Consider the following 16,476-nt stretch of genomic DNA (forward strand, 5'->3'; position numbering starts at 1 on the left):
GGCGAAGCGGGGCGCACATTGCTCAGCGCGCTGAGTAATGGTGCGGCACGTCCCCGGCAGCCGCAACATGGGGATAGCCTGCGCACGCAGCGCACGGGGTACGGGAAAGGACCAGAGGTGGAGGAAGACCCGAGCCGGTGGCCGACCGGCCGGCTTCTCTCGGCGGCCGCCCGCAAGGTCGAACGCCAGTGGGACGAGTACCTGGCCCAGTGGGGCATCAGCCACGCGAGCCTGCCCGTCCTCGCCGTCCTCGCGCGCCAGGACCACTCCCAGCGGCAGATCGCCACGGCCCTGGGCGTCACCGAGCAGTCGGTGAGCCGGATGCTCGTGCGCCTCGAACGCACCGGGTACCTCCGGCGCGAGCCGCACGCCTCCGACCGGCGGCGCCACGTCGTGGCGCTCACCGACACCGGGCGCCAGGTCCTCGCCGAGGTGAGCCGACCGCAGGCGGTCGAGCAGCTCGTCACCCACGGCCTGTCCGCCGCGGAGGTCGACGACCTGCGGGCCGGGCTTCTCGCGGTACTGCGACGGTGAGCGTCGCGGCACCTAGGATCGGGGGCATGCGGGTCGAACGAGTAGGGCTCGGCGAGCTGCTCGTCGACTACCGCCGGGTCTGGGACCACCAGCGCGCGCTGCACGCCGAGGTCGCGGACGGGGTCCGGGAGGACACCATCCTGCTCCTCGAGCACGCGAGCGTGTACACCGCCGGCAAGCGCACGGCCCGCTCCGAGCGGCCGGTCGACGGCACCGAGGTGATCGACGTCGACCGCGGCGGCCGGATCACCTGGCACGGCCCGGGCCAGCTCGTCGTCTACCCCATCGTCCGGCTCGTCCCCCCGGTCGACGTCATCGCCTACGTCCGCGCGCTCGAGGACGCCGTCATCGCGCTCGCCGGCGACGTCGGCGTCGCCTCGGTCCGGGTGCCCGGCCGCTCCGGGGTGTGGATCCGCGACGCCGCCGGCGGCCAGGACCGCAAGCTCGCCTCCATCGGCGTGCGCGTCGCCCGCGGCGTGACGATGCACGGCGTGGCGATCAACGCCTGCCCAGACCTCACCGCCTTCTCCGCCATCGTCCCGTGCGGGATCCCGGACGTCGGCGTGACGTCGCTGACCGCCGAGACGGGGCGGGTGCTCACCCCGCTCGACATCGCCCCGCTCGCCGAGCACCACCTCGGACGCGCGCTCGCCCCGCTCCTGCGCGAGAGAGTGGCCGAGCGGCCGTAGGCTGAAGGTCCGACGACGGACGGAGATGCGCTCGTGACGATCGCCCCGGAGGGCCGCCGCATGCTGCGGGTCGAGGCTCGCAACGCTGCGACCCCCATCGAGAAGAAGCCGGCGTGGATCAAGACGCGCGCGACGATGGGTCCCGAGTACCGCGACCTCAAGGAGCTCGTCCACGGCTCCGGGCTGCACACGGTGTGCGAGGAGGCCGGCTGCCCCAACATCTTCGAGTGCTGGGAGGACCGCGAGGCGACCTTCCTCATTGGTGGCTCGCAGTGCACCCGGCGGTGCGACTTCTGCCAGATCGACACGGGCAGGCCGTCCCCGCTCGACCGGGCCGAGCCTGCCAAGGTCGCCGCGTCGGTCGCCACCATGGGCCTGCGCTACGCGACGGTCACCGGCGTCGCCCGGGACGACCTCGAGGACGGCGGCGCCTGGCTCTACGCGGAGACGGTGCGCCAGATCCACGCGCAGAACCCGGGAACCGGCGTCGAGCTGCTCATCCCCGACTTCGACGCCGACCCCGCCCAGCTCGCCGAGGTCTTCTCCTCCCGGCCCGAGGTGCTCGCCCACAACGTCGAGACCGTCCCGCGGATCTTCCGCCGCATCCGCCCCGGGTTCCGCTACGACCGCTCGCTCAGCGTGCTCACCGCCGCGCGCGCCGACGGCCTGGTGACGAAGTCCAACCTCATGCTCGGCCTGGGCGAGACGTTCGACGAGGCCGTCGAGGCGCTGGGACTGATCCACGCCGCCGGCACGGACATCATCACCATCAACCAGTACATGCGGCCCTCGGTCCGCCACCACCCCGTCGACCGCTGGGTCCGCCCCGAGGAGTTCGTCGAGCTGTCCCGCATCGCCGAGGAGATCGGCTTCCTCGGCGTCATGTCCGGGCCGCTCGTGCGCTCCTCCTACCGGGCCGGGCGGCTGTGGGGCCGGGCCATGACCCGCCGCGGCGAGGCCCTGCCCGCCGCCCTCGCCCACCTCGCCGAGCCGACGACGGCGCGGCAGGAAGCCGCGGCCGTCGTCGCGACCGCCGCCGCGACCGCCGCCCGGTAGGATCGCCGATCATGGCCCGCACGAAGAACCCCGACGGCACCCCGAAGCCGAAGAAGAGGCGTTGGTACCACCAGCTGTGGGAGGTCTACACCCTCACGCGGGGCGTGCAGCCGTCCATCACCTGGTGGCTCCTCGGAGCGTTCTTCGGGATCATCGCCCTCGGCGTGGTCATCGGCCTGCTCATGGACCAGGTGCTCTACCTGGTGCTGCTGAGCATCCCGTTCGCGGTCATCGTCACGATGCTCATCCTGTCCCGCCGGGCGGAGAAGGCCGCGTACTCGCGCATCGCCGGCACGCCGGGTGCCACCGGGTCCGCGCTCGGGACGATCCGCCGTGGCTGGAACATCGAGGAGCAGCCGGTCGCCATCGACCCGCGTCACAAGGACCTCGTGTTCCGCGCCGTCGGCCGCCCCGGCGTCGTCCTCATCAGCGAGGGCCCGTCGCACCGCGCGCAGCGCATGCTCGAGGCCGAGCGGCGTCGCGTCGCCCGCGTCGTCCCCAACGTGACGATCCACCTGATCCAGGTGGGCGACGGCGAGGGCCAGGTCCCCCTGCCCAAGCTCACCAAGACCATCCAGAAGCTCAAGAAGACCCTCACGCGGGCCGAGGTCGCCGAGGTCTCCAAGCGCCTGCGCGCGCTCGGCCAGGCACGCCTGCCCATCCCCAAGGGCGTCGACCCGATGCGCGCGCGCCCCGACCGCAAGGGCATGCGCGGGCGCTGAGCCTCCTGCAGGGCCCCGTCGGGGGCGCCGCCCTGTGCGCGGCGCCCCATCCCCGGGCGCCTTCCCACCGGCGCGGTCAGCGCCGCGGGCGGCCCACCGGTGCGCGCCGCTCGGTGACGACAGTGCCGGCCCACAGGTCGTGCAGCCCGCGCCCCTGCGGGTCCCAGACGACCGCGGGGATGACGAGGCACAGCCCGAGCGTGCGGATGAACGCCCGGCGCGGGCCCACCGGTCCGCCGTCGGCGCGCCGGACGGTGAGCCCGACGAGGGTGTGGCCGATGGTCGCGCCGCGCGTGGCGAGGAGGATCCACGTGATGGCGGCGAAGACGGCCACCGTGGCCAGGGGGTGGTTGTCGAGGAAGCCCGCCGAGATGGCCGTGGCGATGGCCCAGTCGACGACGAGGGCGATGACGCGGCGCCACAGCGGGGCGGTCGGGGCGTACGTGCTCACCCTGGGAGCGTAACCGCGCGGCCGCCGTCGGCCCGGCCCGGGCAGCGAGTTGTGTAACACGCCCGACACATTCGGGGAACACGAGAGAAACGGTGCGCCGCTAGCGTCGGGGTGTCCCGGGCGGGGAACGTGTAACCCACCTGCTGACCCGACACCGCTAGAGGAGCGTGGATGTTCACCACTGCCGAAGAGGCCATCGCCTTCACGAAGGAGCAGGGCGTCAAGTTCGTCGACGTCCGGTTCTGTGACCTGCCGGGGAAGATGCAGCACTTCAACATCCCCGTGGAGGCCTTCAACGAGGACGCCTTCACCGAGGGCCTGATGTTCGACGGGTCCTCGATCCGCGGCTTCCAGGCGATCCACGAGTCGGACATGAAGCTCGTGCCCGACGTCACGAGCGCGTTCGTCGACCCGTTCCGCAAGCAGAAGACGCTCGTGGTCAACTTCTCCATCGTCGACCCGTTCACCGACGAGGCGTACTCCCGCGACCCGCGCAACATCGCGGCGAAGGCCGAGGCGTACCTGCGCAGCACCGGCATCGCCGACACCGTCTACTTCGGGGCCGAGGCCGAGTTCTACGTCTTCGACGACGTCCGCTTCAGCACGAACCAGCACTCCAGCTACTACCACCTCGACTCCGCCGAGGCGGCCTGGAACACCGGACGGGTCGAGGAGGGCGGCAACCTCGGGTACAAGACGCAGTACAAGAGCGGTTACTTCCCCGTCTCCCCCAACGACCAGATGGCCGACCTGCGCGACGACATGGTCCGCGTCCTCCAGGAGGTCGGGCTCGACGTCGAGCGGGCGCACCACGAGGTGGGCACCGCCGGCCAGCAGGAGATCAACTACCGCTTCTCCACGCTGCGCGCCTCCGGCGACGACCTCATGAAGTTCAAGTACGTCGTCAAGAACGTCGCGTGGGCGGCGGGCAAGTCCGCCACGTTCATGCCCAAGCCGATCTTCGGTGACAACGGTTCCGGCATGCACTCCCACCAGAGCCTGTGGAAGGACGGCAAGCCGCTGTTCTTCGACGAGCGCGGCTACGGCGGCCTGTCCGACCTCGCCCGCTGGTACATCGGCGGCCTCCTGCGCCACGCCCCCTCGCTCCTGGCCTTCACCAACCCCTCGGTGAACTCCTTCCACCGCCTGGTCCCCGGTTACGAGGCCCCGGTCAACCTCGTGTACTCGGCGCGCAACCGCTCCGCGTGCATCCGCATCCCCGTCACGGGCGCCTCGCCCAAGGCCAAGCGCGTGGAGTTCCGCGTGCCCGACCCGTCGGCCAACCCGTACCTCGCCTTCTCGGCGATGCTCATGGCCGGTCTCGACGGCATCCGTAACCGGATCGAGCCGCCGGAGCCGGTCGACAAGGACCTGTACGAGCTCCCCCCGGAGGAGCACGCCCAGATCCAGCAGGTGCCGGACTCCCTGCCGGCCGTCCTCGACGCGCTCGAGGCGGACCACGACTACCTCACCGAGGGCGACGTCTTCACGCCGGACCTCATCCAGACGTGGATCGACTACAAGCGCGCCAACGAGGTCGACCCCCTGCGCCTGCGTCCGCACCCCCACGAGTTCGAGCTGTACTACGACATCTGATCCGAGGGCTCTCCCCCTCGCTCAGTAGCGGCCCGGAACGGCGGCTGACCTGCGACACGTCGTGCGACGTCGTCCGGTGTCAGCCGCCGTTCCTCGTCTTCGGCCCGCCCGGCCCAGCTGAGCGGGGCTCAGCCGCCCGGCGGGACGTCAACGGGTGAGATCGCAGCGCTATAGCCACCGCGATGTCACCCGCTAGTGCCCGGGACGCCGACGGCGCCAGCGTTTCTGCATGATCACCACGGGGTGGCCCGGGGTGGCCCCGGGGTGGGCGGGGGTCGGGCGGCGTCGGGCGTCAGCGTTTCTGCATGATCACGAGGGACGGGTGGTGCTGAAGCGCAGGCGGAAGGGGCTCAGCGTGCCGGGCATCGGGGCGTCGGCGGACAGCGGCGCGCCCCCCTCGAGCCGGAAGCCGCGCGCAGCCAGGAGCCGGGCGAGCACCGTGCTGGCGGTGAGGAGGACGACGTCGCGCCCCGGGCACATCCCCGGTCCCCCGCTGAACGGGACGAGCGGCCAGTCGGCCTCGGTGCGGGCGTCGAGCCACAGCTCCGGCGAGAACCGGTGCGCCTGCGGCAGCCGGGTGTCGTCGCGGTGGAAGAACGGTGCGAACAGCACGACGGACGCCCCGGCGGGCAGCGTGCCGCTCGACCACGTCGTCGGCGCGGTGGTGTCCCGCAGGATCGCCGGCGTCGTCGGCCACAGCCGCAGCGACTCGAGGACGCAGGCACGCAGGTACGGCAGGTCCGGGGCCACGCCGGCCTCGGCCCGGGCGCGCGCCCCCGCCTCGGGGAACGTCGACAGGAGGGCGAGAGCACGGAAGCTCGACCAGGCGCCCGCGTCGTAGGCGAAGAGCCACTGGGGGATCTGCTCGTGCGGCGCGCTCCCGCGCGGGGCGCGGGCCGCCGCGAGCCTGGCGGCCAGGCTGCCGGGCTCGGCCCGCTCGAGGTAGGCGCGCATCCGGGCGAGGAACCGTCGGCGCGTCGCCAGGCGCGTGGGGGCGAAGAACGACCAGTTGCCGGCCTGACGCAGGCGCAGGAGGTCGTCCGTGACGGCGTCGTCGTCGCGGGCGCCGTCGCCGAGGACGATCCGGCGCACGATGCGCATCCACGCGGTGACGTAGGCGTCCCAGTCGAGCACGCCGGCGCGGTCGACGTCGGCGAGGAGCGCGTCGACCTCCTCGCTGATGAGTGCCGCCATGTGCGCCCCGTGCTCGTGCACGGCGCGCCCGGGCTGGAGGGCGGCGTCGTTGAGCGGGCGCCGTCGGGCCCGGCCGGCCGGGTCGGAGATGAGGACGCCCCGTGGCTGGAAGTGGCTGAGTGCCCCACGCTTCTCCCGGGTGGCCGTGGCGAACGGCTCCGGGGACTGCGCGAGGACGCGGTGGACCTGGTCGGGTTCGAGGAGGAAGGTGAACCGGCGCCCCGGGATCCGCACCTGCACGGGCCCGGGCCCGTACCGCTCGCGCACGCGCTGCATCTGCGCGACGGCGCGGCGGTCGCCGTCGATCCGCTCGACGAGCCCGACGACGCGGGGTCGGCGGACGATCGCCCCGCGCGCGACGACCGGGAGCATGACGGTGGCCAGCGTCCGTGCGCCGTCGAGCAGGGTCGCCGTGGGGACCTCGCCCCCCTGCCCCGGTCCGGCGCGTGCGGCGAAGCGGTTCACCGGCCGGCCCGTGGCCGATCGCCCGGATGTCTGCGCCGTCATCGTGCTCCCCTCGGGCCCGCACCGCCCACACGGTGGAATGCCCACCTTCCCAGGCGGGCGCCCCGGTAGCATCCCGAGGTTGCGACGCCGCACCCGCCGAGTTTGCATAACTATGCAGGGGTGCGCGTAACATGTGCGACAGAGCGCCGCTCAGCCCCGTGGCGCCCCCTCCAGCCCACCTCCCCGGGAGCCCCCATGCGCCGTCTTCCCGCCCTTGCCGTGCTCGCCGCGGCCGGCCTCGCCCTGACCGCCTGCACCGACGCGTCCCAGAACCCGCCGAGCGACGACGCCACCGGCACCACCAGCACGGACGGCGCCACCACCGGGGCGTCCGGTGAGCCCGAGGTCGACCTCAGCGGCATCGAGAAGGTGGACGAGATCGCCGCGATGCTGCCCGCGGCCGTCGCCGAGGACGGCACGCTCGACGTCGGCGTCAACCTCACCTACGCCCCGGCCGAGTTCGTCGGCGGCGCCGACGGCCAGACCCCGGTGGGCTACGACATCGACCTCGCCGAGGCGATCGCCCTCGTGCTCGGGCTGGACGTGGAGATCCACCACGCGGAGTTCGCCTCGATCATCCCGGCCATCGGCTCGCGCTACGACATCGGGCTCAGCTCCTTCACCATCACCCCGGAGCGCCTCGAGCAGGTCAACATGATCTCCAACTTCGAGGCCGGCTCCGCCTACGCCGTCGCCGCCGGCAACCCCGCCGACGTCGACCCGGAGAACATCTGCGGCACCCGGCTGGGCGTCCAGACCGGCACGTACCAGGACGAGCTCACCACCGACATGGTCGCCGAGTGCGAGGCGGCCGGCGAGACCCTCGAGGTGCTGCGCTACTCCTCGCAGTCCGACGTGACGACGAACCTCGTCGGCGGCCGCATCGACGTCATGTACGCCGACTCGCCGGTCATCGCCTACGCCATCTCCCAGACGGACGGCCAGGCGGAGCAGCTCGGCGAGGTCTTCGACTCCGCCCCGCAGGGCATCGCCGTGTCCGCGGACGACGCCGAGCTCACCGAGGCCGTCCAGGCGGCCGTCCAGCACCTCATGGACAGCGGTGAGTACCCCGCCCTCCTCGAGGCGTGGGGCAACGACTCCGGTGCGCTCACCACGGCCGAGCTCAACCCGGCCGTCGAGGGCTGACATGCCAGCCCCCGCATCGACGGGCGCGACCGCGAGCACTCCCGAGCTCATCCACGCGCGCCCGGTGCCCCGGCCCGGACGGTGGATCTCGGCTGCCGTGGTCGCCGTCCTCGCGGCGATGGCCGCCAACGCGCTCATCACCAACGAGCGCTTCCGCTGGGACATCGTCTGGCTGTACCTGCGTGACGTCACCATCATCCGCGGCGTCGGGTGGACGCTGCTGCTCACCGCCGGGGCCATGGCCATCGCCGTGGTCCTGGCGGTGGCGCTCGCCATCATGCGCCGCTCCGACAACCCCGTCATGCGAGGCGTGAGCTGGTTCTACATCTGGGTGTTCCGCGGGACCCCGATCTACACCCAGCTGGTGTTCTGGGGCCTGCTCAGCGTCCTGTACCCCCGCCTGAGCCTCGGGATCCCGTTCGGCCCGGAGTTCTGGACGTTCACCACCGCCGACGTCATCACCGCGTTCTGGGCCGCCCTGCTCGGGCTCGCGCTCAACGAGGCGGCCTACCTCGCGGAGATCGTCCGTGCGGGCCTCAACAGCGTCGACCCCGGTCAGAGCGAGGCGGCACGCGCGCTCGGCATGAAGGAGTCCACGATCCTGCGCCGCATCATCCTGCCCCAGGCCATGCGGGTCATCGTGCCGCCGACCGGGAACGAGACCATCTCCATGCTCAAGACGACGTCCCTCGTCCTCGCGGTCCCCTTCACCCTCGACATCACCTACGCGACGAACGCCATCGGTAACCGTGTGTTCCTGCCGATCCCCCTGCTCGTCGTCGCCGCCCTGTGGTACCTCGCCATCACCAGCGTCCTCATGGTTGGCCAGCACTACCTCGAGCGGTACTACGGCCGCGGCTTCGACGGGGCCCACGGCGGTGGCCGCGGCGGTGGCCGGGGCGGTGGTGGGCGCGGCCGCAAGGCGCGCCTGAGCCGGCACCAGGCGATCCTCGCCGCCGGCACGACGCCGGACCGCCCGTTCCTGGACGTGACCCCGTGAGCGCGGCGGGCACGCACGCCTCCGGCGCTCACGCAGCTGGCACGAGCGGCACCGGCGCGTCCCGGGACGTGCCGATGGTCGAGGCCCGTGGCATCCACAAGTTCTTCGGAGACCTCCACGTCCTGCGAGGCGTCGACCTCGTCGTCCCGCGCGGGTCGGTGTCCGTCGTCGTCGGACCGTCGGGGTCCGGCAAGTCGACGCTCCTGCGCTGCATCAACCAGCTCGAGGAGATCAGCGCGGGCCGCATCTACGTCGACGGCGAGCTCATGGGATACCGGGAGCGGGAGAGGAACGGCACGGTCGAGCTCCAGGAGCTCCACCCCTCCGTCGTCGCCCGGCAGCGCTCGAGCATCGGCATGGTCTTCCAGCGCTTCAACCTCTTCCCGCACATGACCGCGCTCGCCAACGTCATGGAGGCCCCGGTCCACGTGCGCGGGCTGAGCAAGGCGGCGGCCCGGGAGTCGGCGCGGGCCCTGCTCGACCGGGTCGGGCTGGCCGACCGCGCGGACCACTACCCCGCGCAGCTCTCCGGCGGTCAGCAGCAGCGGGTGGCCATCGCGCGGGCGCTGGCCATGGAGCCCGAGCTCATGCTCTTCGACGAGCCCACCTCGGCGCTCGACCCCGAGCTCGTCGGCGAGGTCCTCGGCGTCATGCAGGACCTGGCCGCCTCGGGCATGACCATGGTCGTCGTCACCCACGAGATCGGCTTCGCGCGGGAGGTGGGCGACCACCTCGTCTTCATGGACGAGGGCGTCATCGTCGAGTCCGGCCCGCCGCGCGAGGTCCTCGAGAACCCGCGCGAGCCGCGGACCGTGGAGTTCCTCTCCAAGGTCCTCTGAGGCGCACCGCCGGGGCGCGGGTCAGTCGAAGAACACCCGTTCGACGACGGCCCGCGCCCGGCGCGCGGTACGCAGGTAGTCCTCCTCGAGCTCCGGGCCCTCCCCCGGCCCGTAGCCCAGGACGCGCGCGACACCGCCGAGCTCGTGCCGGTCGCCCGGCAGGACATCGATCTTGCCGCCCGTCGTCCGCCCGGTGAACAGCACGGTCGCGTTGCGGATCCGGGAGGCGAGCGTCCACGCCGCGCACAGCCGCTCGGCGTCCTCCCCGGCCAGCACCCCCGCCTCGCGCGCCGCGACGAGCGCGCCCAGCGTCGTCGTCGTGCGCAGCTCGGGCACCTCGAAGGCGTGCTGGAGCTGGAGGAGCTGGGCGGTCCACTCGACGTCGGTGAGCCCACCCCGGCCGAGCTTGAGGTGCCGCGTGGGCGGTACCCCGCGCGGCATCCGCTCGGACTCCACCCGGGCCTTGATCCGGCGCAGCTCGCGCAGCGCCGCGGCGTCGAGGCCGCCGTCGGGGTAGCGGACCGGCGCGATGAGCGCGACGAACCGCTCACCGAGCTCGGCGTCGCCCGCCACCGGCCGGGCCCGTAGCAGGGCCTGGCGCTCCCACGGCTCGGCCCACCGCTGGTAGTACTCGGCGTAGGAGGCGAACGACCGGGTGATGGGGCCGTTGCGTCCCTCGGGCCGCAGGGCGGCGTCGACGGGGAACGCCGGCTCGGGGCCGGGGTCCCCGAGGAGCGAGCGGACGTTCCCGGCGACGGTGAGCGCGACCTGCTGGGCGAGCGCCTCGTCCGCGCCCGGCAGCGGGTCGTGGACGAAGAGCACGTCGGCGTCGGAGGCGTAGCTCATCTCGGCACCTCCGAGGCGCCCCATGGCGACGACGAGGAACCGGGACAGCGGCTCGGCCAGCTCGTGGCTGCGCAGCGCCTCGGCGACGCCCACGCGGAGCGCCGCCTCGAGGGCGACGTCCGCGGCCGGCGTGAGGATCGCCGCGTCGCGTCCCCCGTGGATGCCGTCGAGGACGTCGCCGATGCCCGCCCGGACGAGCTCGCGCCGACGCTGGTAGCGGATGGCGGTCGCCGCGGGGCCAGGGGTGTCGCGGCGGGCGAGGACGGCGAGCATCTGGGACCGTAGCGCCGCCGGCTCGCGGGCGCACAGCTCGTCGTCGTCGGCGAGCCACGCGACGGCCTCGGGCAGGTGGGTGAGCGCCTCGGCGAGGTATCGGCTGCTCGAGAGCACCTCGGCCAGGCGCGGGGCGGCCGCGGTGGAGTCGCGCAGCAGCCCGAGGTACCAGTGGGTGCGGCCCATCTGCTCCGAGAGCTTGCGGAAGGCGAGCAGGCCGCCGTCGGGGTCGGGGCCCTCGGCGAACCAGCCGAGCATGACGGGCAGCAGCTGGCGCTGGATCGACGCGCTGCGCGAGACCCCTGCCGACAGCGCGGCGATGTGGCGCACCGCGCCGTCGGGGTCGCGGTAGCCGATCGCCGCCAGGCGGGCCCGGGCCGCCTCGGGTGCCAGCGAGAGGTCCTCGGGCGCCAGCCGGGCGGCCGCCGGCAGCAGGGGCCGGTAGAAGATCTCCTCGTGGAGGCGCCGGACGTGGCGGCGGGTGGCGAGCCAGCGCTTCTCGAGGGAGTCGGCGCCGGAGATGCCGTCGTGCCCGATGGCGCGTCCGAGCCGGCGCAGGTCCGCCTCGTCGGTCGGCACCACGTGGGTGCGGCGGAGCCGGAAGAGCTGGATGCGGTGCTCGAGGACGCGCAGGAACCGGTAGCACACGTCCATCCGCGCGGCGGGGTCGCGCCCGACGTAGCCGGCCTCGGCGAGCGAGGCGAGCGCCGTGAGCGTCGTGCCCGAGCGGATCCGCTCGTCGGTGCGGCCGTGGACGAGCTGGAGGAGCTGGACGGTGAACTCCACGTCCCGCAGGCCGCCACGCCCGAGCTTGAGCTCCCGCTCCGCGTCGGCGGGTCGGATGTTGTCCTCCACGCGACGGCGCATCGCCTGGGAGTCCTCGACGAAGTTCTCCCGCTCGGCGGCGGACCACACGAGCGGGGCCAGGGCGGCGACGTACTCAGCGCCGAGGGCGGCGTCGCCGGCCACCGGCCGGGCCTTGAGCAGCGCCTGGAACTCCCACGTCCGCGCCCAGCGCTCGTAGTAGGCGCGGTGCGAGGCCAGGGTGCGCACCAGGGGGCCGTCCTTGCCCTCGGGCCGCAGGTTGGCGTCCACCGGCCACAGCGCGGGCTCGCCCCCCGCTCCCGAGCACGCGCGCGCCAGCGCGGCGGCGAGCCGGGTCCCGACGGTGACGGCCGCCCCCTCGGTGACGTCCTCGCGCGCCGGCGCGACGACGTACACGACGTCGACGTCGGAGACGTAGTTGAGCTCCCGGCCCCCGGTCTTGCCCATCCCCAGGACGGCGAGGCGGACGCCGCGGGCCCCGTCCGGCAGGTCGGCGCGGGCGACGGCGAGGGCGGCGTCCAGGGCCGCCCCGGCGAGGTCGGCCAGCGCCGCGGCCACCTTGGGCAGCGCGGCGAACGGGTCGGGGCTGGTGAGGTCCGCGGCGGCGACCTCGAGGAGGCGCCGGCGGTAGTGCCGGCGCAGGGCGGCGACCCCGGCGCTGCCGGTGACGGTGGCGACCGGCGGGTCCGCGGTGGGGTCCGCGCCGACGGCGGCGAGGGCCTTGGCCCGCTCGTCCTCGGGGAGGAGGTCGAGGACGTCCACCTCGTCCCGCTCGGCGAGGAGGGCGACGTCCTCCGGGCGGGCGACGAGCATGTCCCCGAGGGCGCTCGAGGCGCCGAGGACGGCGACGAGGCGGCGCCGGTGGAGCGTGTCGGCGGCGAGCACCGTGGCGACGTCGCCGTGCCGGTCACCGCACGCCTCGAGGAGCCGGACCGTGGCCAGCAGGGCCAGGTCCGGGTCCGCAGCGCTCGCGAGCGCCTCCGGCAAGGGCGCCCCGGCCTCCTCGGCGCGCGCGAGCACCGGGCCGAGGACCGGCTCCGTGAGGAGCGACTCGGCCCGCCCCGGGTCGGTGAACCCGAGCCGCAGCAGGGTGGACCGGGTCGTCGCCGCGCGCACTAGATACCCGGGAGCAACCGGGCGCGCTCGAACGGCGTCACCTGCGAGCGGTACTCCGTCCACTCCTGGTGCTTGTTGCGGACGAAGAACTCGAAGACGTCCTCGCCGAGGGTCTCGGCGACGAGCTCGGAGGACTCCATGATCTCCAGGGCGTGCTGGAGGCTGCCGGGCAGCGCGGGGATACCCAGCGCGCGGCGCTCGGAGTCGGACAGGCCCCAGACGTTGTCCTCGGCCTCCTCCGGGAGCTCGTAGCCCTCCTCGATGCCCTTGAGTCCGGCGGCGAGGAGGACGGCATAGGCGAGGTAGGGGTTGGCCGCCGAGTCCAGCGCGCGGTACTCGACCCGGACGGACTGGCCCTTGTCGGGCTTGTGCATGGGCACCCGCACGAGCGCCGAACGGTTGTTGTGGCCCCAGGAGACGTAGCTCGGCGCCTCGCCGCCGCCCCACAGCCGCTTGTAGGAGTTGACGTGCTGGTTGGTCACGGCCGTGATCTCGGCAGCGTGCCGCAGCAGGCCCGCGATGAAGCTCCGCCCCGTCGAGGACAGCTGGTACTGCCCGGCCGGGTCGTAGAAGGCGTTGGAGTCCCCCTCGAAGAGCGAGAGGTGGGTGTGCATGCCCGACCCGGGCCAGTCGATGGACGGCTTGGGCATGAACGTCGCGTGGTAGCCCTGCTGGAGGGCGACCTCCTTGACCACCGTGCGGAACGTCATGATGTTGTCCGCCGTGGACAGGGAGTCGGCGTAACGCAGGTCGATCTCGTTCTGCCCCGGGCCGGCCTCGTGGTGGGAGTACTCCACGGAGATCCCCATGGACTCGAGCACGCCGATGGCGGCCCGGCGGAAGTCGTGGGTCGTGCCGCGGGCCACGTGGTCGAAGTAGCCCGCGCGGTCGACCGGGACCAGCGGCGCCAGCGGGTCGAGCTGGGGCTCGAGGAGGTAGAACTCGATCTCGGGGTGGGTGTAGAACGTGAAGCCCGCGTCGGCGGCCCTGGCCAGCGACCGCTTGAGGACGTTGCGCGGGTCGGAGCGGGCGGGCTCGCCGTCGGGCGTGAGGATGTCGCAGAACATCCGCGCGACGCCGTGCTGGTCGCCGCGCCACGGCAGCACCTGGAACGTCGACGGGTCCGGCTTGGCCAGCATGTCGGCCTCGTAGACGCGCGCGAGCCCCTCGATGGAGCTGCCGTCGAAGCCGATGCCCTCGGCGAACGCCCCCTCGAGCTCGGCGGGGGCGATGGCCACGGACTTGAGGACGCCGAGCACGTCGGTGAACCACAGGCGGATGAAGCGGATGTCGCGCTCCTCGATGGCCCGAAGCACGTACTCCTGCTGCCTGTCCATCGCGTGGCCCTTCACTCGTCGGCGTCTCGGCCCCGCGCGGGCCACCGGTGCCCATCATGGTGCACCGGGCGTCGCCGCCGCAGCACCGCCCGTGCCGTGCCGTGCCGTGCCGTGCCGTGCCGTGCCGCCGGCGAGGATCACCTCGCGCGCGCGGCTCGACGCGACGAAGGGCCCACCGCGTGCCGTACTGGCTGGCGTAGACAGGAAGGCACCGAAGGGAGAACCACCATGACCGCCTACGACCACCTGCTCAGCCCCGGCACGATCGGGCCCCTCACCACCCGCAACCGCATCGTCCTGCCGCCCATGCACCTCGAGTACGGCACCACGATCAACGACCGCGAGCTCGCCTACTACGCCGCGCGGTCAGCGGGGGGCGCCGGTCTCCTCATCACCGGGACGATGACCACCACGGAGGCCTTCGAGGTCAACGAGGGGTGGCCGAAGGTGCTCGACGACTCCTCGATCCCGGGGCTGCGCCGCCTCGCCGACGCGGTGCACGCCAGCGGCGGCCTCATCGCCGGCCAGCTCACGCCGGGGTCCGGACGCGTCGGCGGGCCGGAGCCGGGGCGGTCGGTGCCCGTGTCGGCGTCGCCCACCCCGTGGTTGGCCAACCCCTCGCAGACCTGCCGTGCGCTGAGCACCGAGGAGGTAGAGCTCCTCGTCACGCGGTTCGGCGAGGCCGCCGCACGGCTCGCCGCCGCGGGCTTCGACGCCGTCGACATCCACTCCCACACCGGGTACCTGCTCGACCAGTTCATGAGCGCGCAGTGGAACCAGCGAACCGACCGCTACGGCGGCAGCCTCGAGAACCGGCTGCGCCTCGCCGTCGACCTCATCGAGGCGGCACGACGCGCCGCGCCCGGCCTGGCGATCACGTTCCGCCTCACCGTCGACCACCACATGCCCGGTGGGCGCCGGCTGGCGGACGCGCTCGAGATGGCGCCGCTCATCGCGGCGGCCGGGGTGGACCTCCTCATGGTCGACGACGGCGCTTTCGAGACCGTCGACTGGATCTTCCCGCCCTACTACATGGGGGACGCGCCCCTGCTCGCCGGGGCCGCGGCGGTGCGCAGGGTCGTCGACGTCCCCGTCATGGCGACCGGGAACATCACCCCGGAGATCGGCGAACGCGCCGTCGCCTCCGGGGAGGTCGACTTCATCGGCATGGGGCGCGCGCTCATCGCCGACCCGGAGCTGCCGCTCAAGCTCGCGGCCGGCCAGCCCGAGGACATCCGCCCCTGCATCCGGTGCAACCAGCTGTGCGTCGGGAACGTGCTGGCGAAGATCCCCGTGGGCTGCGCCGTCAACCCGGTGGCGGGCTTCGAGGAGGAGCGCCGGCTCGTCCCCGCGACGACGGCGAAGCGGATCGCCGTCGTCGGGGCCGGGCCGGCGGGGCTCGAGGCGGCGCGGGTCGCGGCCCTGCGCGGTCATACGGTCGACGTCTACGACCGCGGCGAGCACACCGGCGGCGTGCTGTGGCCCGCCGCGACACCCGACTTCAAGCGCGAGCTGCGGCGCATGGTGACGTGGTGGGAGGGGCAGCTCGCCGACCTGCCCGTCACGCTGCACCTGGGCCACGACATCACCGCCGACTCCCCCGAGCTCGCGACCGCCGACGAGGTGGTCGTGGCGACCGGTTCCGTCCAGGTGATGCCCCGGTCGATCGAGGGGATCGACCGGGAGAACGTCGTCGACGTGCTCCAGTTCCACGAGGGGGCACCCGTCGGGCACCGCGTGGTGGTCGCCGGTGGTGGCCTCTCCGGCGCGGACGCCGCGCTCGAGCTCGCCCGTGAGGGGCACGCGGTCACCGTCGTCGAGATGGCGGACGACATCGCCCGCGACATGCTCGTCGTCAACAGGATCACGCTCCTGCGCCAGCTCGCCGAGGAGGGCGTCACGCTGCTCACCGAGCACGCCGTCGAGGCCGTCACCGACGAGGGCGTGCTGGCGCGTGGGCCCGAGGGGCCGGTGACCGTGCCCACCGACACGGTCATCATCGCCCTGGGCAGTCGCCCACGGACGACGCTCGCCGAGGAGCTCCACGCCCGCGGCGCGACGAACGTCCACCCGGTCGGGGACTGCGTGGAGCCGGCGAAGGTCGGGGAGGCGATCAACGAGGCCTACGTGCTCGCGGCGTCCCTGTAACAGTCCCCGGTCCCCCTCCCTCGTGATGCCGGGGCGCTCCCCCTCCTTCGTGATCATGCAGAAACGCCGGGGCGGGGTCTTATGGGTGAGATCGCGGTGGCTATGGCGCTGCGATCTCACCCATAAGCCGCGGACGGGTGCGGCTGGGGGGCACGGGGTCGGGCCGCCCGGGGTCGGGCCCCGCGCGGCGCAGCGCC

General features: G+C 73.3%; 13 protein-coding genes. 9 read left to right on the forward strand and 4 right to left on the reverse strand.

Features of this window, described 5'->3' with window-relative positions; all coding sequences use genetic code 11:
• The first annotated feature begins 117 nt into the window (after positions 1-117).
• The 4 genes from EBO36_RS08720 to EBO36_RS08735 are packed head-to-tail and all read left to right on the forward strand — an operon-like array spanning position 118 to position 3,001.
• Complete coding sequence (locus tag EBO36_RS08720; protein ID WP_122824258.1) at positions 118-534, forward strand: MarR family winged helix-turn-helix transcriptional regulator; 417 nt, start codon at positions 118-120, stop codon at positions 532-534.
• 26 nt (positions 535-560) lie between these two features.
• The gene (lipB, locus tag EBO36_RS08725) at positions 561-1,223 is read left to right on the forward strand and encodes a lipoyl(octanoyl) transferase LipB (RefSeq protein ID WP_122824259.1); all 663 of its coding nucleotides are present in this window, start codon (positions 561-563) and stop codon (positions 1,221-1,223) included.
• 33 nt (positions 1,224-1,256) lie between these two features.
• Positions 1,257-2,279, forward strand: coding sequence for a lipoyl synthase (locus EBO36_RS08730; protein WP_122824260.1), 1,023 nt, complete (start codon positions 1,257-1,259; stop codon positions 2,277-2,279).
• Positions 2,280-2,290: 11 nt separating this feature from the next.
• Positions 2,291-3,001, forward strand: a complete 711-nt coding sequence (locus tag EBO36_RS08735) for a DUF4191 domain-containing protein (RefSeq protein ID WP_122824261.1) — start codon at positions 2,291-2,293, stop codon at positions 2,999-3,001.
• Between the two features lie 76 nt (positions 3,002-3,077).
• Here the strand turns inward: EBO36_RS08735 and EBO36_RS15330 are convergent, their stop codons facing one another.
• Positions 3,078-3,452: an RDD family protein gene (locus EBO36_RS15330; protein ID WP_164471413.1), complete on the reverse strand. Its 375-nt coding sequence runs from the start codon at positions 3,450-3,452 to the stop codon at positions 3,078-3,080.
• A 171-nt stretch (positions 3,453-3,623) separates the two neighbouring features.
• On the opposite strand from EBO36_RS15330, the gene glnA (EBO36_RS08745) reads away from it, so the two are divergent.
• The gene (glnA, locus tag EBO36_RS08745) at positions 3,624-5,048 is read left to right on the forward strand and encodes a type I glutamate--ammonia ligase (RefSeq protein WP_122824262.1); all 1,425 of its coding nucleotides are present in this window, start codon (positions 3,624-3,626) and stop codon (positions 5,046-5,048) included.
• Positions 5,049-5,357: 309 nt separating this feature from the next.
• Here the strand turns inward: glnA (EBO36_RS08745) and EBO36_RS08750 are convergent, their stop codons facing one another.
• The gene (locus EBO36_RS08750; protein ID WP_122824263.1) at positions 5,358-6,749 is read right to left on the reverse strand and encodes a cytochrome P450; all 1,392 of its coding nucleotides are present in this window, start codon (positions 6,747-6,749) and stop codon (positions 5,358-5,360) included.
• A 195-nt stretch (positions 6,750-6,944) separates the two neighbouring features.
• Here EBO36_RS08750 and EBO36_RS08755 point away from each other — a divergent pair, with 195 nt between their 5' ends.
• The 3 genes from EBO36_RS08755 to EBO36_RS08765 all read left to right on the forward strand — a co-directional run bounded on the left by EBO36_RS08755 (position 6,945) and on the right by EBO36_RS08765 (position 9,734).
• Positions 6,945-7,895: an ABC transporter substrate-binding protein gene (locus EBO36_RS08755; RefSeq protein ID WP_122824264.1), complete on the forward strand. Its 951-nt coding sequence runs from the start codon at positions 6,945-6,947 to the stop codon at positions 7,893-7,895.
• 1 nt (position 7,896) lies between these two features.
• Positions 7,897-8,895, forward strand: a complete 999-nt coding sequence (locus tag EBO36_RS08760; RefSeq protein ID WP_122824265.1) for an amino acid ABC transporter permease — start codon at positions 7,897-7,899, stop codon at positions 8,893-8,895.
• 74 nt (positions 8,896-8,969) lie between these two features.
• Complete coding sequence (locus EBO36_RS08765) at positions 8,970-9,734, forward strand: amino acid ABC transporter ATP-binding protein (protein WP_122825564.1); 765 nt, start codon at positions 8,970-8,972, stop codon at positions 9,732-9,734.
• Between the two features lie 21 nt (positions 9,735-9,755).
• On the opposite strand, the gene EBO36_RS08770 is transcribed toward EBO36_RS08765, so the two are convergent.
• Both EBO36_RS08770 and glnA (EBO36_RS08775) read right to left on the reverse strand, forming a co-directional pair.
• Complete coding sequence (locus EBO36_RS08770) at positions 9,756-12,794, reverse strand: bifunctional [glutamine synthetase] adenylyltransferase/[glutamine synthetase]-adenylyl-L-tyrosine phosphorylase (RefSeq protein ID WP_122824266.1); 3,039 nt, start codon at positions 12,792-12,794, stop codon at positions 9,756-9,758.
• Complete coding sequence (gene glnA, locus EBO36_RS08775) at positions 12,794-14,131, reverse strand: type I glutamate--ammonia ligase (RefSeq protein WP_122824267.1); 1,338 nt, start codon at positions 14,129-14,131, stop codon at positions 12,794-12,796. The genes EBO36_RS08770 and glnA (EBO36_RS08775) overlap by 1 nt, the downstream gene beginning before the upstream one ends.
• Positions 14,132-14,359: 228 nt before the next feature.
• Here glnA (EBO36_RS08775) and EBO36_RS08780 point away from each other — a divergent pair, with 228 nt between their 5' ends.
• On the forward strand, positions 14,360-16,279 hold the full coding sequence (locus EBO36_RS08780) for an oxidoreductase (protein ID WP_122824268.1): 1,920 nt from the start codon (positions 14,360-14,362) through the stop codon (positions 16,277-16,279).
• The last annotated feature ends 197 nt before the right edge of the window (positions 16,280-16,476 follow it).

It is taken from the genome of Georgenia faecalis (genome assembly GCF_003710105.1).
Taxonomy (GTDB): Bacteria; Actinomycetota; Actinomycetes; order Actinomycetales; family Actinomycetaceae; genus Georgenia_A; species Georgenia_A faecalis.